A 19193-nucleotide genomic window follows, 5' to 3' on the forward strand; every position below is an offset into this window, starting at 1 on the left:
CACATTAGGGCAAAAGGTCGAAGGAAAGCACTCTATTTGGTAAAATGAATAGACATTATAATAGAAAAGGTGTTTGCATATGAAATCTTACATCATCGTCGGTGGCGGCATACTAGGTGCGTCGACGGCTTATCATCTCGCAAAATCAGGAGCTCGAGTTACTGTCATTGATCGGAACGAACCTGGACAAGCGACTGATGCGGCGGCGGGGATCGTCTGTCCTTGGCTCTCTCAGCGCCGCAATCAGGATTGGTATCAGCTTGCTAAGGGCGGGGCGCGATACTATGCGGATTTAATCAATCAGTTGGAAGAGGACGGAGAAACGGATACAGGATATAAACGTGTCGGTGCGATCAGCATTCATACTGATCTGTCAAAGCTCGATAAGATGGAGGAACGGGCGTATAAGAGACGGGAGGATGCGCCGGAGATCGGCGACATTACCCGCTTGTCTGCAAGTGAAACGAAAAAGCTGTTTCCGATTTTAGCTGATGGCTATGAATCGGTTCATATCAGCGGTGCCGCCCGAGTGAACGGAAGAGCGCTGTGCCGGTCGCTTTTAAGCGCTGCAGAGAAACGAGGCGCAAAGATCATCAAAGGAAATGCGTCCTTGCTTTTTGAAAACAGCACGGTTACCGGCGTGCAAACAGACACACAGCAGTTTGCGGCTGACGCGGTGATTGTGACGGCGGGGGCATGGGCCAATGAGGTCATGAAGCCTCTTGGCATTCATTTTCAAGTGTCCTTTCAGAAAGCGCAGATTATGCATTTTGAAATGACAGAAACGGATACAGGATCTTGGCCGGTTGTGATGCCGCCGAACGATCAGTACATTCTTTCGTTTGATAACGGCAGAATTGTAGCTGGCGCCACGCACGAAAACGATGCCGGACTTGATGATCTGCGTGTGACGGCCGGAGGCCAGCACGAAGTATTGAGCAAAGCGCTAGCAGCGGCTCCGGGACTTGCTGATGCCGCTGCCATTGAAACAAGAGTGGGATTCAGGCCGTTTACACCTGGGTTTCTCCCGGTTGTGGGCGCTGTACCGGACGTTCAAGGCCTTTTTGCCGCTAACGGTTTAGGCGCCTCGGGATTAACGATGGGGCCATTCTTGGGGTCAGAGCTCGCAAAGCTAGTTCTCGGAAAGCAGACAGAAATAGATCTTAGCCCTTATGATCCAGCGGGAGCGTTGCATAATAAGTAAAACCATAACAAACAAATATAATAAAGCTGTTCTGGCTTTTCTTTTCTGTCTGTGTTAGCATTTATCTTTAATGAAAAAGAGGACGTGAACTAATTTTGATAAAAATTGATATACCCGCACCGAATGTCACCATCACTGAACGACAGCAGTCAGCTAATGATAACGAGCCGAAAATAAAGGCGATTCACGGATTCATTGACTTTCACCAGATACCAAGGGATAAAGGCGGCATCTTCATGTTTTACAACATTCATGACGAGCTGCTGTTTGTCGGTAAAGCTAGAAAGTTAAGACAGAGAATTAAGAAGCATTTTGAAGACACTGTCTCACCGATCAAACATCACAGAGACGAAGTATATAAAATTGAAGTATGTGTAGTCGATGATCCAATGGAAAGAGACATTTACGAAACATATATCATCAATACACAGCACTCGAAGTACAATATAGACAAGGCATTTTTTAAATAAGACGTCAGTCTGCGGATTGAATAACGAAGCCAGAACTTATGTTAAGTTCTGGCTTTTGATTTGGGCACTTTCCGTATGTAGACCCTTTGTCTATCGTCTAAGTGGATTATTGAGAAATTTCAGAAAATAATATTGACAATCCTAGCTGTGGACTTTAATATAACAATATATAATGTTATATAACGTTATATAATAAAAATGAGGAGTGAAGGATTTGAGTCAAGCCACAGCAAAAGTAAATCGTGAGGTTCAAGCTTTCTTGCAGGATTTGAAAGGGAAAACCATTGACCATGTATTCTTTGTCGCATGCGGAGGCTCTTCGGCCATTATGTATCCGAGTAAGTATGTGTTTGACAGGGAGTCAAAATCAATGAACTCCGACCTTTACAGCTCTAACGAATTTATTCAGCGCAACCCTGTTCAGCTTGGTGAAAAGTCTCTTGTTATTTTGTGCTCGCATTCGGGAAATACCCCGGAAACAGTCAAAGCTGCTGCGTTTGCGAGGGGCAAAGGCGCACTTACGATTGCGATGACGTATAAACCGGAGTCTCCTTTAGCACAGGAAGCGCAATATGTTGCCCAGTACGATTGGGGTGATGAGGCGCTTGCAATGAATACGAACTATGGCGTTCTGTATCAAATCGTTTTTGGCACCCTGCAAGTATTAGAAAACAATACGAAATTTGAACAAGCAATTGAAGGTTTAGATCAATTGCAGGCTGTGTATGATGAAGCCCTTAAGCAGGAAGCTGACAATGCACAGCAATTTGCAAAAGCTCATGAAAAAGAAAGCATTATTTATACAATGGCAAGCGGTGCAAACTACGGTGTCGCTTACTCCTACAGCATCTGCATTCTCATGGAAATGCAATGGATTCATTCCCACGCCATTCATGCCGGAGAATATTTTCACGGACCGTTTGAGATTATTGATGAATCCGTGCCGTTTATCATCCTGCTTGGTTTAGATGAAACTAGACCTCTTGAAGAGCGGGCGCTTACCTTCTCGAAAAAGTATGGCAAAAAGCTCACTGTGCTTGATGCTGCATCTTACGATTTCACTGCGATTGACGATTCAGTTAAAGGCTACCTTGCTCCGCTCGTTCTCAACCGTGTGCTGAGAAGCTATGCGGACGAGCTGGCAGAGGCGAGAAATCATCCTTTATCTCATAGAAGATACATGTGGAAAGTTGAGTATTGATCTGAAAATGCGGAACCATTATGCATTAGACTATAATGTTATATAACATTATAGTCTAATGTCCAGAGGAGGCCAACCCTTTGAAGAAAATGTTGTTGTTCTTGATCATTGCAGCTGTCAGTATGCTCACCATCGCAGGCTGTTCGAGCCAAAGCAGTTCAGCGGACGGAAAGGTGACATTGAAATTTTTCCACAGATGGCCGAAGGAACCGGAAAAAAGTTATTTTGAAGAGGTTGTAAAAGAATTTGAAAAAGAGCATCCGGATATCGACATTCAAATTGAAGCCGTTTTGAATGACTCCTATAAAGACAAAATTAAGGTTATGCTGGGAACCACCAGCCCTCCTGACATTTACTTCTCTTGGAGTGACGAGTTTGCGTTTAAATTCATCAGAGGCAATAAGGCACTTGATCTCTCGTCCTACTACAAAAATGATACAGATTGGTCATCACAGATCGTTCAATCACAAATTACACCATTTACTTATGAAAGCAAGCAATATGGCGTGCCGTGGCAAATGGACGCTAAATCATTCTTCTATAATAAAGACATTTTTCAAAAGCTGAACCTTGATCCCCCGAAGACATGGGATGAATTAATCGATGTGTCAAAGAAGCTCAAAGAAAATGGCTACACACCGATCAGCTTCGGAACAAAGGCGACTTGGACAATCTCGCACTATATCGGCACGCTCAATCAGCGGATGGTCGATGAAAAAACACGACAAAAGGATTATAACGCCAAAACGGGTGAATTTACTGATGAAGGCTATGTGAAAGCACTTGAAAAGCTTCAGGAGCTGATGCCTTACTTCAATAAACATGTAAACTCCGTCGACCACGAGTATGTGAGACAGCAATTTAAGAGCGGAAAGTCGGCGATGATATATGCGGAAACAGCGGAAATCAAGCTGGTTGAACCGGTGAATCTGGGGATGTTCCCATTTCCTGAAATCAGCGGGCAAAAAGGTTCTTCAGAGGCATTAACGGGAGCGCCGGAAGGGTTCATGATCTCCTCAAAAACAAAACATCCGAAGGAAGCGATGGAATTTTTGCAGTTTCTGACGTCGAAAAAAATGGGTGAAAAGCTCGTCAAAGATGTCGGGAAATACAGTGCAGTGCAAGGAACGGCTACTGAAGAAAATTCTACAGCCATTCAGCGTGAAGCGGTTCAGCAAATTGTTGATGCCAAATCAATGGTTCCATGGTTTGATATGGATGTTGATGTTGAAATCGCAGACGCGTACCTAACGGGCGTCCAGCAAATGCTTGGCGGCGACATGACACCGGAACAGGTGATGAAAGCCGTTCAAAAAGCAGCGAAGCAAGTGAGGGCGTCAGCTGAATAAATCAAAGAAAAGGTGAGCTTTGCACCTTTTCTTTTTATAAAGGAGATGAGATATCCTTGGTCAATCAGAATAAAATAATCCCCTATTTGTTTTTGGTGCCCGCTCTCGTTTTTTTACTTTTCGTTTATATCCCGATTTTTGAGAATGTCTTCCTCAGCCTGTTTCAATGGAGCTCTTTTTCTCCGGAAAAAACGTTTATCGGCTTAAAAAACTATGTTGAATTATTTCATGATCCTGTCTTCTATCAGGCACTTACCAATAATGTGCTTTACGCAGTGATCTCTATTGTATGCCAGGTATTTGGCGGGTTGATTTTGGCGGCGGTGCTTGAGGATAAGCTGGTCAGAAAATGGTCGCCGTTTTTTCGCACCGTTTTCTTTTTACCGGTTGTCATCTCCATGACGGTAATCGCGCTTTTGTTTGATTTTATTTACAACCCTGAGACGGGGCTTTTGAATCAGCTGCTACAGGCAATCGGTCTTGATCAGCTGACGAGGGCTTGGCTCGGTGATGACAGCACGGCTATGCTATCTGTCATTTTTGTGTCTCAATGGCAATCTGTCGGTTATATTGCGATGCTGTACATTGTGTCAATTCAAAAAATACCGGATGAACTGTATGAAGCGGCCCGGCTTGACGGTGCGGGAAAAATTCAGCAGTTTTTTCATATTACCGTTCCCCAGACGAAAGAGATGTCTTTTGTTGCGGTGGTCATGACGCTGACCGGCGCCTTTACGGTATTTAATGAACCGTACATATTGACAGGCGGCGGGCCGGGAAACGCTTCAGAAGTCTTAAGCACGTTTTTATATAAAAGCGCCTTTACAAAGGATATGATGGGCTATGCGTCAGCGATTGCCACCGTTGTGTTAATCATTACGCTCGCATTGTCGCTCATGCAAATGAAGTTCTTTAAAACCGGAAAGGAGGACTAACAGATGCTGCCTCAGAAGAAGACAGATTCGTTCAGATTGGAGCCAGTGCCTGACCGGCACATTGAGATGAAAAGAAAACCGAGACGAAAATGGTACATCGGAGAAACGTCTGTGTGGGTTTTTCTGTTTCTTTATCTTATTGCGATCGCCTATCCGCTGTTATGGATGGTCATGAGCGCCTTTAAAAGCTCGGACGATATCTTTGAGCACAGCTGGTCGCTGCCGTCTTCGTGGCATCCGGAAAACTTTGTGTCCGCCTGGAATCAGGGGATTTCTTCTTATTTTATGAACAGCGTTATCGTCACGGCGCTGACGTGTGTGATCACTGTCTTTATCAGTGCATGGGCGGCGTACGGCCTTTCCCGGTTTGAGTTTAAGGGAAAAGGATTCTTTTTGGTGCTTTGTCTTGGCGGTTTGATGCTGACGCCGCAGGTCAGTCTTGTGCCGCTGTATTCTATTATTCAGTCGCTGGGCCTTTACAATACGTATTGGGCGTTAATCTTGCCGTATGCGGCTTACCGGATTCCATTCACCATCATTTTGATCCGCTCTTATTTTCTTTCTATTTCCAAAGAATTGGAGGAGGCGGCTTATTTAGATGGGTGTACGAGTTTCGGAGTATTTTTCAGAATTTTCTTACCAATGAGTGTGCCGATTTTGGTGACATCCGGCATTTTAACAGCTTACCATACGTGGAATGAGTTCATGTTTGCGATTATTTTCATAGATGATGAGAATTTGCGGACCATTCCAGCCGGGCTGATGCAGTTCAGAGACGCACTGCAGACAGATTGGGGCGTCCTGCTGGCGGGATTAACGATTTCAGCTGCGCCGATTATTATTCTATTTTTATTTATGCAGAAATATTTTGTCCGCGGGATTGCAAGCGGAAGTGTAAAAGGATAAGGGGGAAGCATAATGAAATTGATTGCGGTTGGAGATAACGTTGTTGATTACTATCAGGACCAAGAAACGTTCTACCCGGGAGGAAATGCCTTAAACGTCGCGGTGCTTGCCAAACGGCTCGGGCATGAGGCTTCCTATATCGGAATCGTCGGCAATGACGAAGCAGCGGCACATCTTTTGAACGTACTGAAATTGGAGAAGGTCAATGCGGATTATATCCGCCAGGCGCACGGAGAAAACGGGATGGCGATTGTCACCCTTGATGAGCAGGGGGACCGTATTTTTGTCAGATCAAATAAAGGCGGCATTCAGTCCCGTCTCCGTCTGGTGTTCCAGGAGAAAGATCTAGCCTTTATCAGCGGGCATGATCTGCTGCATACCAGTGTGTACAGCCGACTTGAGAACGATCTTTCGCAGCTGTGCGGACTGATCCCGGTTTCTTTTGATTTTTCAACCAATCGGGAGGATGATTATTTGAGGAAGGTCTGTCCTTATGTGACGTATGCGTTTTTTTCAGGAAGCGATTTGAGTGAGTCGGAGTGCGGTGAGCTTGCGAAAACAGCTCATGGGTATGGAGCCAAATTGGTTTGTCTGACCCGCGGGGAGCAAGGAGCAATCCTGTCTGCGGGAGGCCGAATCTATCATCAGCCGATTGTGGAAACTGATATAATAGATACACTTGGAGCCGGAGATTCATTTATAGCGGGCTTTTTGACAGCCTTTTGCGAGAAGCAGGACATAACGCGCGCTTTGCGCCAAGCGGCGGAAACGGCTGCGAAAACATGCGGCGTGTACGGAGCATTCGGCTACGGCCATCCTTTTCGTTTGGAGGACGGGGGAAGCAGTGAAAAAACGAGAATACTATAAGCAGTGTCTCGTTTTTTATGCCTGTTATGTGTAAGGGCTGTTGATCGTAAAAGTGACACGGTTTGTGTGCATCAAAAACAGTGAGCAGTAAATTGGCTGGTTGTTTGATGTAAAAGCCGTTTTATCAATTTCAAACAGTGCATCCCCGATATCGCAATCCAGGTATTTGCTTTCCTCCTGCTGGGCATATACAACATTTAATAGCTTCGTATTGTGGGTGGGAACAACTTGGTATTGCTGTTTCAAAATATCATGCATGGATACGCCGTCAGCAATAAAGGTATCAATGCCGGGAAACAAATCCAGCGGATAATGCGTCACTTCAAAGGAGAGCGGCTGATCATCGTTGTATAAAATCCGTTTTAATTCAACGACAGGGCTCTCGGGATGGATTTGAAGCTTTTCGGCGATGAGTTTTGACGCTGGAATGATGTCATGGGACAGCACCTGATGCTTCGGTTTTTTGCCGGTTGATTCCATAAATTCCGAGTAGCCGTTTACTGCGATCAGCTCTCGCTTTAATTTAGGGCTTTTAACGAACGTTCCCTTCCCCTGCTGCCTGATCAGATAGCCTTCTTCGACTAAATCAAGAATGGCTTTCCTGACAGTAATGCGGCTGACATTATACTTGCTGCAAAGCTCGTTTTCGGTAGGCAGCTTGGTGGTTGGGGAATACACGCCCTTTTTGATGTCATCAGTGATGATTTGTTTTAGCTGAATGTATAAAGGTGTAGAACTTCCGTTGTTTAACAAGGGGTAGCCTCCTTTTAACCTATTATTCATATTATAATGTATTATGACGTTATAATACAAATTTACATTTTTTATTTTAGAAATATAGCAAAAATAGGAATCGATTACTCTAAAAATAACAGAAAGACCAAGTTGTTTCCAGTGACGAAATAATGGATCAAAAGATAGGGGGACATTTCTGATGGCTTCATTAACATTTGAGCATGTCAAAAAATCATATCATTCACAATTAACGGTGAAGGACTTTGATTTAAATGTAAAGGATAAGGAGCTTTTGGTGCTGGTGGGGCCGTCAGGATGCGGAAAATCGACAACGCTGCGGATGGTGGCGGGACTGGAAAGCATCTCTGAAGGAAACCTTCTTATTGATGGGGAGCGGGTCAATGATCTTCCGCCGAAAGAACGTGATATTGCGATGGTATTCCAAAACTATGCGCTTTATCCGCATATGACGGTTTTTGATAATATGGCGTTCGGATTAAAGCTCAGAAAGATGTCGAAACAGGAAATTGCCGAGCGGGTTCATGCGGCAGCTAGAATTTTAGAGATTGAACATTTGCTGAAGAGAAAACCAAAAGCGCTCTCCGGCGGGCAGCGGCAAAGGGTGGCGCTTGGCAGATCGATTGTGAGGGAGCCGAAGGTCTTTTTAATGGACGAGCCGCTTTCCAATTTGGATGCGAAGCTGAGAGTGACGATGCGGACAGAAATCAGCAAGCTGCACCAGCGTTTGGAGGCAACCATCATTTATGTCACGCATGACCAGACCGAAGCGATGACAATGGGCGATCGGATTGTCGTGATGAATGAAGGGGAAATCCAGCAAGTGGCGAAACCTCATGACATTTATCATTACCCGGCGAATCTGTTTGTCGCAGGCTTCATCGGCTCCCCGGGAATGAACTTTCTGAAAGGCGTCATTGAAGAGCAGCATGGCGAGCTGTTTTTCACAAACCCTTCAATCCGGCTTCATATTCCTGAAGGAAAAGCGAAGAGCCTTAAGGAAAAAGGATACGCCCGAGAACAGATGATTGCCGGCGTCCGGCCGGAGCATATGACACAATTGATGGGAAATGATCAGCTGTTTGATTCAGTGTTTAAAGCGAGGGTGGAAGTGAATGAAAATCTGGGATCGGAGCTGATTGTGCATGTCACGGCTGGAGATGAGAGGCTCACGGTCCGCCTGGACGGAAACACGCGAATCGCCGCAGGCGATTCGATCCAGCTGTCAGTGAAAATGGATCACGTCGTCTTTTTCGATGCGGAGACGGAAGAGGCTGTGTATTAGGAAAGGTGCTCCTTAAAAGGAGCACCTTTTTCTTACGGCCAAATGTCGTCCGCCCATTCAGGGTGGTCGATAAATGGATTGCGGTTGTGCTGATATTTTTCATAAATGATTTCATTTCTTTTTCGCTCACGGTCATCAACTGGGTCTTGCCTATTCCATTCGAGCAGGGCAGATTGTTTTCCGTGGTAAGGGGCTGAGCCGTTGCCTGTTTTATCATTAAGCTCAAGATCAGGGTAGCCGTCATCACCTTCGTAACGGACAGCCATGTAAAACAGCATGCGGGCGACATCGCCCTTCACATCATCGCGGGGCTCCCATGAATCTCCGTCATAATAATTTCCGGGTGCTTTCGCATATTCAGTGCCGCCGTTGTCAAAATCCATATTTCCTCTGGCGCTGTTGACTTGAACATCAGCCGGGCGCAAATGGTGAATGTCGGTGCCAGGCCCCATGCTTGTACCAAAATCGCCATGGGATTTTGCCCAGACGTGCTCGCGGTTCCAATCGCCGACATTGCCGCCGTTCAGGTTTTTCGACCGCGATTCATTCGTATAGAGCAGGATGACGTTATTCGGGTTTGCCGGATCTTCATCGGTTTCTTTCAGCGCGTTCCATACTTCGCTGTAGGACAGCATCGTGTGTCCGCTGATGATGCGGTGCAGGGTGCTTTTTAGCGATTCTCCAGTTTTTCCTTCAGCCCCTTCATAATAGGTATCTGTGTCAGCGTAGGGTGCAGCGGGAGCGGTTAATGAGAGAAGGTCCCCGGTTCCTGAAGGGGAAGACGCCAATCGGTCGTTCAGGCTCAATGCGGTTTGCGCGCTTGCTGAAGCGGCGGGCGCAAACCATCCGGAAATCAGTAATACACAGACGAGCGGCAGAAACCTTGCTTTTTTTGTCATCACTTGCCCTCCTTTTATCAGATCATGTCTATTATCTAAAATTGAAATAAAGGATAGAAGTGTCATTTTGTATATTTTTCATTAAAATTGTAAATTAGTCCCTTTGGAGGAGGCGGATATCCACTGTTCCAATAACTTTAGGCCCCGTTTTTGCTCCGGCTTGTTGCATATTTCGGCGGAAGCGCGTCGCTGCTGTGAAGAAATGCCGGTATGCCGCTTTCGGCGAGTAAAAGAGACGCAGGAATGGTGGCGAGAAAAGAGCGCCTGCCCGTATACGGGCAGGCAAAATCGACGGCAGGTCCGCCGATGTGTGGCGGCAATTGAAGCACCGAGGAATACGCACGCCCGCATTGCTTCGGTGATGCCCAGCAATTCGTCCGGCGATTCTGTTTTGATCCGTTCGCGATCAGAAACGCTGCGATCTGCACATCGCTTGCCTCGCCAGAAAACATCGCTTCTCCCGCAAGTTTAGCTTGTTCCTATGAAAGGTGTTTTGACCCCTTTTTCTTTTGACTTTACATGAGAATAGCCCTGAGAGGTAGGGTGTTTTCTGGCCGCTTAATGCCGGATAGATACTGTGACTAAAAAATAAACGTTTTTTTGGTTAATCTGCCAATGAACTATCGTGTTCCTCCTTCTATAATGAAGTCACTATAACGGCCAGAGGGGGGAGTACATGGAAAAGCAGAAGCTTTCAGTAAAAAGCGGCATCGCAGATTATATCGAATGGCTCGCCCAATACGGCGCATCCGCTGACGACGGTGTGACGAGGCTTTTGTATACAAAAGAATGGATGGACGCGCAGCTTGCCGTAAAAACGGAAATGTCTTCATTCGGACTTGAAACAAGATTCGACGATGTCGGCAATGTGTTTGGAAGGCTTTCGGGCACCCAGTCTCCGGATGAAGTGATTGTAACCGGTTCACATATCGATACTGTCATCAGTGGAGGAAAGTATGACGGCGCCTATGGCGTCCTTGCGGCAATGCTCGCGCTAAAGAAGCTCAAAGAAATGTACGGAGCGCCGAAAAAAACACTCGAAGCGGTGTCCTTATGTGAGGAGGAGGGCAGCCGTTTTCCAATGACCTATTGGGGATCAGGGAATATGACGGGCGTTTTTTCATTACAGGATGGAGTAGAACCGAAAGACGAAACAGGCGTCTCTCTGCAATCAGCGATGTATGAGTGCGGTTTTGGCAAAGGTGTGTATCAGGCTCCGTACAGGACAGATATCAGCGCCTTTGTCGAGCTTCATATAGAACAGGGACAGACATTGGAAATGTCAGGTCGGGATCTTGGCATTGTGACAAGTATTGCGGGGCAGAGGCGATATCTCGTCACGCTGGAGGGGGAATGCAACCACGCGGGAACAACCTCCATGAAATGGCGCAAAGACCCGCTCGCAGCCAGCAGCCATATTATTCATGAACTGCTGCTGCGGTCGGAAGAGCAGCCGGGTGAGCTCCGTCTGACATGCGGAAAAATAACTGCAGAGCCCAATGTAGCCAATGTGATACCGGGACGCGTGCAGTTTTCAATTGATATTCGCCATCAGCATCAGCACGTGCTGGAGCAATTTCATGAAGACATGGCTGCTTTGATCAACGGCATTTGCCATCAAAAAGGGATTCGCGCTGTAATTGATGAATATATGCGGATAGAGCCTGTACCGATGGACGAAAGGCTGAAGGCTGCGGCTCTGGAAACAGCGGCAGAAAACGGCATCAGGTGTGAAGAAATGGTGAGCGGAGCAGGGCATGACGCGCAAATGATCGGAAGGCGCCATCCTGCTTGTATGCTGTTTGTGCCAAGCCGCGACGGCATCAGCCACTCACCGAAGGAATATACCTCAGCCAGACAGCTTGAGATCGGCGTCCGCGCATTGACTGATTTATTATACAAACTGGCTTACTGATAAAGGAGGAATGGCTGTGTCAGGCAGAAAAGAGTTATGTACACCGTTAAGAACGATTATGACACCGGGTCCTGTTGAGGTTGATCCGCGTGTATTAAGAGTGATGAGCACCCCGGTTGTCGGCCAATTTGATCCGGCGTTTACGGATATCATGAATGAAACGATGGAGATGCTTCGGGAGGTATTTCAAACGAAAAACCGCTGGGCATACCCGATTGATGGCACTTCACGGGCGGGTATCGAAGCGGTGCTGGCGAGTGTGATTGAGCCGGGAGATGATGTGCTCATTCCGATTTATGGGCGCTTCGGTTATTTGCTGACTGAAATTGCCGAGCGGTACGGGGCGAATGTTCATACGCTTGAGTGCGAGTGGGGAACGGTTTTTGACCCGGAAGACATCATACGGGAAATGAAAAAAGTGAAACCGAAAATCGTGGCGATGGTGCATGGGGAAACATCGACAGGTCGGATTCACCCCCTGAAAGCCATCGGCGAAGCCTGCCGCGCCCAGGAAGCATTGTTTATCGTCGATGCAGTCGCGACGATCGGCGGGTGTGAGGTAAAGGTGGATGAATGGAACATTGACGCGGCCATCGGCGGCACGCAAAAATGCTTGTCTGTTCCATCGGGAATGGCGCCGATTACATATAATGAGCGGGTGGCGGATGTAATTGCGGCCCGCAAAAAGGTGGAGCGCGGGATTGCGACACAAGCTGACAGGACAACGCTTTCAGGAAACCGGCCGATCACAAGCAATTATTTTGATTTGAGCCAGCTTGAGGATTATTGGAGCGAAAGACGGCTCAATCATCATACAGAAGCGACGACGATGCTGTACGCCTTGCGTGAGGGTGTCAGACTGGTGCTTGAAGAAGGACTTGAAGCCCGTTTTGAGCGCCATCGCTACCATGAGACCGCATTAGCAGCAGGGATTAAGGCGATGGGGCTGAAGCTGTTTGGAGATGACGGCTGCAAAATGCCTGTTGTCACCTGTGTAGAAATCCCTGATGGTATTGACGGCGAGTCTGTCCGCAACATGCTGCTGGTGCAATTCGGCATCGAAATCGCCAGTTCATTCGGCCCGCTGGCGGGGAAGATCTGGAGAATCGGCACGATGGGCTACAGCTGCAGAAAAGAAAACGTATTGTTCGTGCTTGCCGGTTTAGAGGCTGTGCTTCTCAGACATGGAGCAGGAATCGAAGCAGGAAAAGCGCTCCAGGCAGCGCTTGATGTGTATGAAAACGCCGGCCGCCAGGCTGCGGTATAAAGAAAAGCTTGCGGGAACTCCGCAAGCTTCAGCGTGTCGACAAACCCTCGCATTCGTTGTCAAGGCTGCGCTTCGGTGCTCACGAATTTCAACATTCGCTGTGCTCCGATGCTCGCCTTTTCTAGACTTCAAGGGTTTTCAATCACGCTGAAAAGATGACAAAATCCTAAAACTATAAACCGTTTTAGGATTTTGTCAACAATCTAAGCTTGCGGGAACTCCGCAAGCTTTTTTAGTTATACGATTTCGCTTTTTCTCCAATCTGTTTTTCTTCGTTTGACTCTTTTTACAAATCCTCTTTCTCTATGTTGCATTTTCTGACGAAGTATGAGTCATTTTTCCTTCCATCATCTATTCTTTATACAAGTTACCTATAAAACCACGCTGAACTAGTGGTTTCTTACAGCGATTTTTGAGAGGAGGATGCAGCATTGGGAAATTTGCACATGATATTAGATGCGCTCCTGAAAGATCAGGATGAGGCTGTGCTGGCGACAATTGTTCAAGTTGAGGGCTCCGCGTATCGAAAAGCAGGCGCCTCTATGCTCTTTAAGAAAAATGGCGAACGGGTCGGCTTGCTGAGCGGCGGATGTGTGGAAGAAGATTTATTCCAAAGAATTAGTGAGATGGCCGATCAGCTGACGTCAGCGCTGATTTCCTATGACATGCGGGCGGAGGACGATCTTTCCTGGGGCATGGGGGCCGGGTGCAACGGCATGATTCATATTCATGCGGAGCGAATCACTCAGGAAAGAAGACGGCACTATGAAATCGTGAGGGACTGCCTTCATTCAGGCAAAGCTGTAACAGCCGTTAAACAGATTAAATCCTCCCGTTATTTATTTCTGTCCGAGAAAGGGTGTTTTGGGAACTGGCCGGACGCGCCTCTGCAGGACATTCAACGTATCGCTTCTACGATTCATTTACCGCATTTTGATCCATCAACCAACATGTTTATTCAGCGAATTGAACCGAAGCCGCGTCTCATTCTGTTCGGAGCTGGACCGGATATTGTGCCGCTCGCCAATTTGGCGGCTGATACAGGGTTTTCTGTTATCGTGACAGATTGGCGTCCCGCTTATTGCACATCCTCCCTTTTTCCAAAAGCGGATCAGCTAATCACCGCTTTTCCGGAACAAATGCTCAGTGAATTTCAGTTTTTTCCGCAGGATGCAGCTGTTGTGGCAACCCATCATTTTCAGCATGATCAAGCGATCGTCGACTGCTTATTTTCTCAACATCTTCATTATATCGGATTGTTGGGTTCGGCAAACCGTACCAAACGGCTTCTGAACGGAAAACAGCCGCCGGCTCACTTTTACAGTCCGGTCGGGCTGAAAATCGGTGCGGAAGGCCCCGAGGAAATTGCCGTCAGCGTTGTCGCGGAAATCATTCAAATAAGAAAACGGCTAGCGGTTGTATGAGAAGCCCCTATATTATCGGAGTGTTTCTTGCTGCCGGCAAAAGCAAAAGAATGGGCCAAAACAAGCTGGCTTTGCCGCTAAAAGGAGAAACCATCGGATCGCTTTCTTTGAAAACAGCTCTTCTGTCCCGCCTAGATCATGTGCTGATCGTCGAGAGAACAGAACATGCTTCCCTTGAGTGGATGGGAGCGCCTTATCACGCTCCGCCTTTTCGAAAACGCTGGACCCTGCACGTTTGTCAAGACGCAGAAAAGGGTCAAGGACATTCAGTCAGCAGCGGGGTGAGAAAAGCAGAAAGCATGGGAGCTGAAGGCGTTGTCATTTTGTTAGCCGACCAGCCGCAGCTTTCCGTCAATCATCTCAATGCCCTTGTGGCAATCGCTCCTGAGTCATTTGCCGTGTCATCATTTTTAGGCGCGTTCACCCCGCCAATCTATTTCTCATCGGCTTGTTTTCCTTATGTAAAGGAGTTGAAGGGAGATGAGGGGGCTCGCAGGATCCTGAAAAGCGGACAGCTTGGAACAGGAGCGGTTTTGGAGGCGAAGGAAAGCGCGGAGTTGAAAGATATTGATACACCGGAGGAATACGACATGGTAAGGAGGGCGATGGTTTGAACGGCCAAGTGACAAAAGCAAGGATGAATATTCAATTATGGAGGCCGGCAGCGCTTGATGAGGCCTATTCGCTTTTGGAGCAGCATTCCCCGGATGTGTGTGCCGCATCGGGAAGCACACTGCTTCAGCTTCAGTGGGACAAAGGGATTCTTCCGAAACAGCATCTCATCAGTCTTGAAGGAATTGAAGAGATGAGAGGGATCAGCGCCAGTGACACCCACCTCTCGATCGGGGCACTCACAACGCTGAGTGAATGCAGAAAGAACCCTTTGATTAAGAGTGCGCTCGGTTGTTTCAGCGACGCTGCTTCCGCTGTCGCCGCACCCGGAATTCGTAGCCGGGCCACGATTGGCGGCAACATAGCGAGTAAAATCGGGGATTTGATTCCGCTCTTACTTGTGCTAGATGCTGAGCTTATCGTATATCAAAAGGAGCTGATCAGGATGCCGCTTGGCGATTGGCTCATAGATGAAGACTTTGAAACTGCCATCGTCACGCGTGTCAACATTCCGCATGCAAAGGGAGAGCGTGTGTTTTACCGCAAGCTTGGGAGGCGCCAGGCTTTTACAGGAGCTGTTGCTGTTGCAGCTGGACGTTTTTTAAAAGACGGCGGCATTCGCCTCGCCGCTGGCCATGCTGATATCACACCGGAAAGATTAGTGGAAAGCGAAGCGAAGTGGATGGTGTCAGGGTGGGATCCTCACGAGCTGTACGAAACGCTTATCAATGAGCTACCGTTTTCAGCAGATGCTTTTATGTCAGCGCCATACAGAAAAAAAGCCGTGGCCAACGTCATTATGGCAGAGCTGATGGCTGAGGGAGGAGAATAAATGATCGTCAACAAACCGTCAAGAGTGAGGCCGGATGGAAGAAGAAAGGTCACAGGGGAACTGAAATATATGACCGATCTCAGCTTTCCCGGAATGCTGTATGGCAAAGTGCTGAGAAGCGCTTATCCTCATGCGGAGATCGTGTCGATTTGCACCATGAAAGCGGAAGAAATGGAAGGTGTGCGGGCAGTCGTTACTCATAAAGACGTTCCCGGCTTAAACCGCTTTGGCATTGTCATCCCTGATCAGCCGGTTTTATGTGAGGACAGGGTGCGGTATGTCGGGGATGCGATCGCCGCAGTTGCTGCGGAAACGGAGGAAATCGCGGAAGCGGCGCTGGAGTTGATTCGCGTTGAATATAAAGAGCTGGAGGTCATTGATTCACCGGAAAAAGCGCTTCGGCCTGACGCGCATAGACAGCACGAGGACGGGAACATCCTTCACCGTGCGTTTTTTTCACACGGCGATGTGGAAGAAGGGTTTCGAGCATGTGACATAGTCCTCGAAGAAACCTACGTGCTGCCGCGTCAGATGCATACGTATATGGAAACAGAAGGAGGCGTAGCTGTTCCGGAAGACGATGGGGGCTTTACGATGTATGCAGGAACACAGCACGGCTATAAAGACCGTTTCCAGCTTTCCCGTATGTTTGACATTCCTGAAGAGAAGATCAGGGTTGTGTCGAGTCCGATGGGCGGCTCGTTCGGCGGAAAGGATGAGCTGAATATCCAGCCGTATGCTGCGCTTTTGGCCTTGAAAAGCGGACTTCCTGTCAAAATTCATCAGACCAGAAAGGAATCTGTACGCTCTGGCATTAAGCGCCACCCGATGAAGATTACGATCAAAACAGGTGCAGATCAGGCAGGGAAAATTTTGGCTCATGATGTGAAAATTGTGGCGGACACAGGCGCTTACGCTACGCTTGGACCGGCTGTTCTTGATTTTTCTGTCGAGCATGCTGCGGGTCCGTACCGTATTCCAAATATCCGGACGGAAGGGATCTCTGTGTTTACGAACAACGGGGTTGCGGGAGAATTCCGGGGCTTTGGCGGCAATCAAATCACATTTGCACTCGAAACCCATCTTGATCGTCTCAGTGATATGCTCGGCATCGATCCGTTGGAGCTGAGAAGAAAAAATATCAGAAAACCGTATGACTTGGGGCCGCTTGAGCATCGGATTGCACCGACTGACGGAGCGGCGCAGGTGTTGAATGCCATTTCTGAATCTCCCATTCTCACAAGAAAACGCCAGAACTCCGGGTATATACGGAGAGGCACGGGAGCGGCAATTACGATGCACGGCGGCGGGCTGGGTTATGGCCGAATGGATGCGGCAGGAGGCCGTTTGTCCCTTTCGAGTGATGGCAAAATCACAGCTTCGTTCGGATTTGAAGAATGCGGACAGGGGATTCTAGCGGCGATTGAACATATTGTCATGGATGAGCTGGGCTGTGCGGCAGAGGATATATCCATTGTCATTGGGGATACCGCAAAAGTGCCGAAGTCAGGCTCCTCCACAGCATCCCGCGGCACAAGCATGGTGTGGCACGCGATCCAGCGTTTGAAGAAGCCGTTTCTATCTCAACTAAAAAAACGGGCGGCAGAATGGAGCGGCTGTTCAGCGGAAAACCTTATTTTCGGTGCAGCGGGCTTGCGTGATCAAAACACAAAGGAACTCGTGGTGACGTATAGAGAGCTGGCTGAAAAAGGCCCTTTGGCAGAGGAAACAGCATTCGATTTTCCGACAACACCTGATCCTGTAGTCGGCGGCCATTTTCTCTACTCATTTGGAGCGGCTGCTGTTGAGGTGGAGGTTGATCTATTAACAGGCGATGTCAGAGTGATAGATTGTGAGCACGCCATTGCGGCAGGCCCGGTTGTCAGTCCGCAGGGCTATCGGGGGCAAATTGAAGGCGGCGCTGTCATGGCACTCGGCTATACGCTAATGGAGGAAGCTAAAATGACGGACGGCCGTTACGCGGCGGAAAATCTCGACCAGTATGTCATTCCCGGTGTGAAGGATGTTCCCGATATGAAGCTGACCGCGATAGAAGAGCTGTTGGAAGGGGATTTCTACGGCCCGCGAGGTGTTGGCGAAATCGGAACGATCGCCATCACCCCGGCGATTGTAAAGGCTGTACATGATGCGGTCGGCTGCTGGATAAATAAGCTGCCAATTTCAAGAGAAGAGCTTCTGACCGCGATAGACAGAAAGGGGCTGAAGCAATGGACGTAAAAGAAGCCGAGCCATTTCCTGTAAAAAAGGAAAAATTCCGAATGACTGTGAATGGGCAGGAGCGGGAGGTCTCAGCCGTTCCCACGGCACGTCTGATTGACCTGCTTAGAAAGGAATTTCAACTTACCGGGACAAAGGTGTCCTGCGGAATCGGCCGTTGCGGAGCATGTTCCATCTTAATTGACGGAAAGCTGGCCAATGCATGTATGACCATGGCTTATCAAGTGGACGGCCATTCCATTACAACCATCGAGGGAATTCAAAAAGAAGAACTGGATATCTGCCAAACTGCTTTCCTGGAAGAAGGCGGCTTTCAATGCGGCTACTGCACTCCAGGAATGATAATTGCGCTTAAAGCACTCTTTGAGGAAAAAACGCATCCGTCTGATGAAGACATAGAAGAAGGGCTGGCGGGGAATTTGTGCCGGTGTACCGGGTATGGAGGGATTATGCGGTCTGCATGCAGGATTAGAAAAGAGCTGAACGATGGAAAAAGGGAGTCCGGTTTTTAAAAGCGGGCTTATTAGTTTTCGAAATTGTAATATAATGAAAGAGCAGCCGGATGCGCCATCGCTGGTGCCCTTGCTGAAGCACTGTGGACGAGTAAACTATCATTAGTTAATTGCGTCAACCATTAATATGCCTTGGAGAAATGCATAAACGAGGTGTTAATTACTAAATGAATCGTATATTAGTTTCAATTGCTATAATTATATTCATAATTGAATATTTTATAGCTCCACTCACACATTTAGACACAGGAAAGTACGGTACGTTTATTGGTTTGATTTTATTAAGTATTGTGGTTCTAAGATTAGATGATGTGAAAAGGAAAAAAGGGCAGGGGTAAACCTGTTCTTTTTTTGTTTTTGAGTTAATAAAACCTAGAAGAGAATAAGAACTATTCGTATGTTGAAGACATTGCCTGTGAGACCGCAACTGCTTACGAAGCATCTTATGTTTATCATTTGTTTAGAATGTGGTTTGGGAACCAACTTAACAGAAAACCAAACACAATATACTTTTCATATTGCTT

General features: G+C 47.6%; 18 protein-coding genes. 15 read left to right on the top strand and 3 right to left on the bottom strand.

Annotated elements, in window-relative coordinates; genetic code table 11:
- The first annotated feature begins 79 nt into the window (after positions 1–79).
- The 7 genes from BSI_RS04460 (at position 80) to BSI_RS04435 (ending at position 6932) form a co-directional block, all read left to right on the top strand.
- The gene (locus tag BSI_RS04460; protein WP_003240875.1) at positions 80–1204 is read left to right on the top strand and encodes an NAD(P)/FAD-dependent oxidoreductase; all 1125 of its coding nucleotides are present in this window, start codon (positions 80–82) and stop codon (positions 1202–1204) included.
- A 95-nt stretch (positions 1205–1299) separates the two neighbouring features.
- A complete protein-coding gene (locus BSI_RS0121515; RefSeq protein ID WP_019259408.1) occupies positions 1300–1674 on the top strand; it encodes a nucleotide excision repair endonuclease in 375 nt (124 codons plus the stop codon).
- A gap of 214 nt (positions 1675–1888) precedes the next feature.
- A complete protein-coding gene (frlB, locus tag BSI_RS04455) occupies positions 1889–2875 on the top strand; it encodes a fructosamine deglycase FrlB (protein ID WP_003240878.1) in 987 nt (328 codons plus the stop codon).
- Positions 2876–2955: 80 nt separating this feature from the next.
- On the top strand, positions 2956–4224 hold the full coding sequence (locus tag BSI_RS04450; protein WP_003240880.1) for an ABC transporter substrate-binding protein: 1269 nt from the start codon (positions 2956–2958) through the stop codon (positions 4222–4224).
- A gap of 56 nt (positions 4225–4280) precedes the next feature.
- Entirely contained in the window at positions 4281–5159 is an 879-nt protein-coding gene (locus BSI_RS04445; protein WP_003240882.1) for a carbohydrate ABC transporter permease, read from the top strand.
- Positions 5160–5162: 3 nt separating this feature from the next.
- A complete protein-coding gene (locus BSI_RS04440; RefSeq protein WP_003240884.1) occupies positions 5163–6065 on the top strand; it encodes a carbohydrate ABC transporter permease in 903 nt (300 codons plus the stop codon).
- A 12-nt stretch (positions 6066–6077) separates the two neighbouring features.
- Positions 6078–6932, top strand: coding sequence for a fructoselysine 6-kinase (locus BSI_RS04435; protein WP_003240886.1), 855 nt, complete (start codon positions 6078–6080; stop codon positions 6930–6932).
- A 24-nt stretch (positions 6933–6956) separates the two neighbouring features.
- Here BSI_RS04435 and frlR read toward each other — a convergent pair whose 3' ends face one another.
- Positions 6957–7685 carry a transcriptional regulator FrlR gene (gene frlR, locus BSI_RS04430; protein WP_003240888.1) on the bottom strand — a complete coding sequence of 243 codons (729 nt, stop codon included), beginning with the start codon at positions 7683–7685 and terminating at the stop codon, positions 6957–6959.
- Between the two features lie 181 nt (positions 7686–7866).
- On the opposite strand from frlR, the gene BSI_RS04425 reads away from it, so the two are divergent.
- On the top strand, positions 7867–8970 hold the full coding sequence (locus BSI_RS04425; protein ID WP_003240890.1) for an ABC transporter ATP-binding protein: 1104 nt from the start codon (positions 7867–7869) through the stop codon (positions 8968–8970).
- 32 nt (positions 8971–9002) lie between these two features.
- On the opposite strand, the gene BSI_RS04420 is transcribed toward BSI_RS04425, so the two are convergent.
- Entirely contained in the window at positions 9003–9869 is an 867-nt protein-coding gene (locus BSI_RS04420; RefSeq protein ID WP_003240892.1) for an endonuclease I family protein, read from the bottom strand.
- A 137-nt stretch (positions 9870–10006) separates the two neighbouring features.
- On the bottom strand, positions 10007–10321 hold the full coding sequence (locus BSI_RS21875) for a hypothetical protein (RefSeq protein WP_003240893.1): 315 nt from the start codon (positions 10319–10321) through the stop codon (positions 10007–10009).
- Between the two features lie 224 nt (positions 10322–10545).
- Between BSI_RS21875 and allC the strand changes: the two genes are divergently transcribed.
- From allC to pucE, 7 genes are all read left to right on the top strand, one after another.
- On the top strand, positions 10546–11784 hold the full coding sequence (gene allC, locus BSI_RS04415; RefSeq protein WP_003240894.1) for an allantoate deiminase: 1239 nt from the start codon (positions 10546–10548) through the stop codon (positions 11782–11784).
- Positions 11785–11800: 16 nt separating this feature from the next.
- A complete protein-coding gene (gene pucG / locus BSI_RS04410) occupies positions 11801–13051 on the top strand; it encodes a (S)-ureidoglycine--glyoxylate transaminase (protein ID WP_003240895.1) in 1251 nt (416 codons plus the stop codon).
- A gap of 431 nt (positions 13052–13482) precedes the next feature.
- The gene (locus BSI_RS04405) at positions 13483–14475 is read left to right on the top strand and encodes an XdhC family protein (protein WP_003240896.1); all 993 of its coding nucleotides are present in this window, start codon (positions 13483–13485) and stop codon (positions 14473–14475) included.
- Positions 14472–15089, top strand: a complete 618-nt coding sequence (gene pucB, locus BSI_RS04400) for a xanthine dehydrogenase accessory protein PucB (RefSeq protein ID WP_003240898.1) — start codon at positions 14472–14474, stop codon at positions 15087–15089. Before BSI_RS04405 ends, pucB begins: the two co-directional genes overlap by 4 nt.
- On the top strand, positions 15086–15919 hold the full coding sequence (gene pucC / locus BSI_RS04395) for a xanthine dehydrogenase subunit C (protein ID WP_003240900.1): 834 nt from the start codon (positions 15086–15088) through the stop codon (positions 15917–15919). Before pucB ends, pucC begins: the two co-directional genes overlap by 4 nt.
- Positions 15920–18157 carry a xanthine dehydrogenase subunit D gene (gene pucD, locus BSI_RS04390; protein WP_003240902.1) on the top strand — a complete coding sequence of 746 codons (2238 nt, stop codon included), beginning with the start codon at positions 15920–15922 and terminating at the stop codon, positions 18155–18157.
- Entirely contained in the window at positions 18148–18669 is a 522-nt protein-coding gene (gene pucE / locus BSI_RS04385; RefSeq protein WP_003240904.1) for a xanthine dehydrogenase subunit E, read from the top strand. The genes pucD and pucE overlap by 10 nt, the downstream gene beginning before the upstream one ends.
- The last annotated feature ends 524 nt before the right edge of the window (positions 18670–19193 follow it).

The sequence above is a fragment of the Bacillus inaquosorum KCTC 13429 genome (assembly GCF_000332645.1).
Taxonomy (GTDB): Bacteria; Bacillota; Bacilli; order Bacillales; family Bacillaceae; genus Bacillus; species Bacillus inaquosorum.

What these genes read in the sequence shown, in the direction of transcription:
- pucD (WP_003240902.1), top strand. Translation starts at nt 15,920, where the DNA reads ATGATCGTCAACAAACCGTCAAGAGTGAGGCCGGATGGAAGAAGAAAG.
- BSI_RS04425 (WP_003240890.1), top strand. Translation starts at nt 7,867, where the DNA reads ATGGCTTCATTAACATTTGAGCATGTCAAAAAATCATATCATTCACAA.
- BSI_RS21875 (WP_003240893.1), bottom strand. Translation starts at nt 10,321, where the DNA reads ATGTTTTCTGGCGAGGCAAGCGATGTGCAGATCGCAGCGTTTCTGATC.
- BSI_RS04440 (WP_003240884.1), top strand. Translation starts at nt 5,163, where the DNA reads ATGCTGCCTCAGAAGAAGACAGATTCGTTCAGATTGGAGCCAGTGCCT.
- BSI_RS04435 (WP_003240886.1), top strand. Translation starts at nt 6,078, where the DNA reads ATGAAATTGATTGCGGTTGGAGATAACGTTGTTGATTACTATCAGGAC.
- pucB (WP_003240898.1), top strand. Translation starts at nt 14,472, where the DNA reads ATGAGAAGCCCCTATATTATCGGAGTGTTTCTTGCTGCCGGCAAAAGC.
- BSI_RS04420 (WP_003240892.1), bottom strand. Translation starts at nt 9,869, where the DNA reads ATGACAAAAAAAGCAAGGTTTCTGCCGCTCGTCTGTGTATTACTGATT.
- pucE (WP_003240904.1), top strand. Translation starts at nt 18,148, where the DNA reads ATGGACGTAAAAGAAGCCGAGCCATTTCCTGTAAAAAAGGAAAAATTC.
- BSI_RS04460 (WP_003240875.1), top strand. Translation starts at nt 80, where the DNA reads ATGAAATCTTACATCATCGTCGGTGGCGGCATACTAGGTGCGTCGACG.
- allC (WP_003240894.1), top strand. Translation starts at nt 10,546, where the DNA reads ATGGAAAAGCAGAAGCTTTCAGTAAAAAGCGGCATCGCAGATTATATC.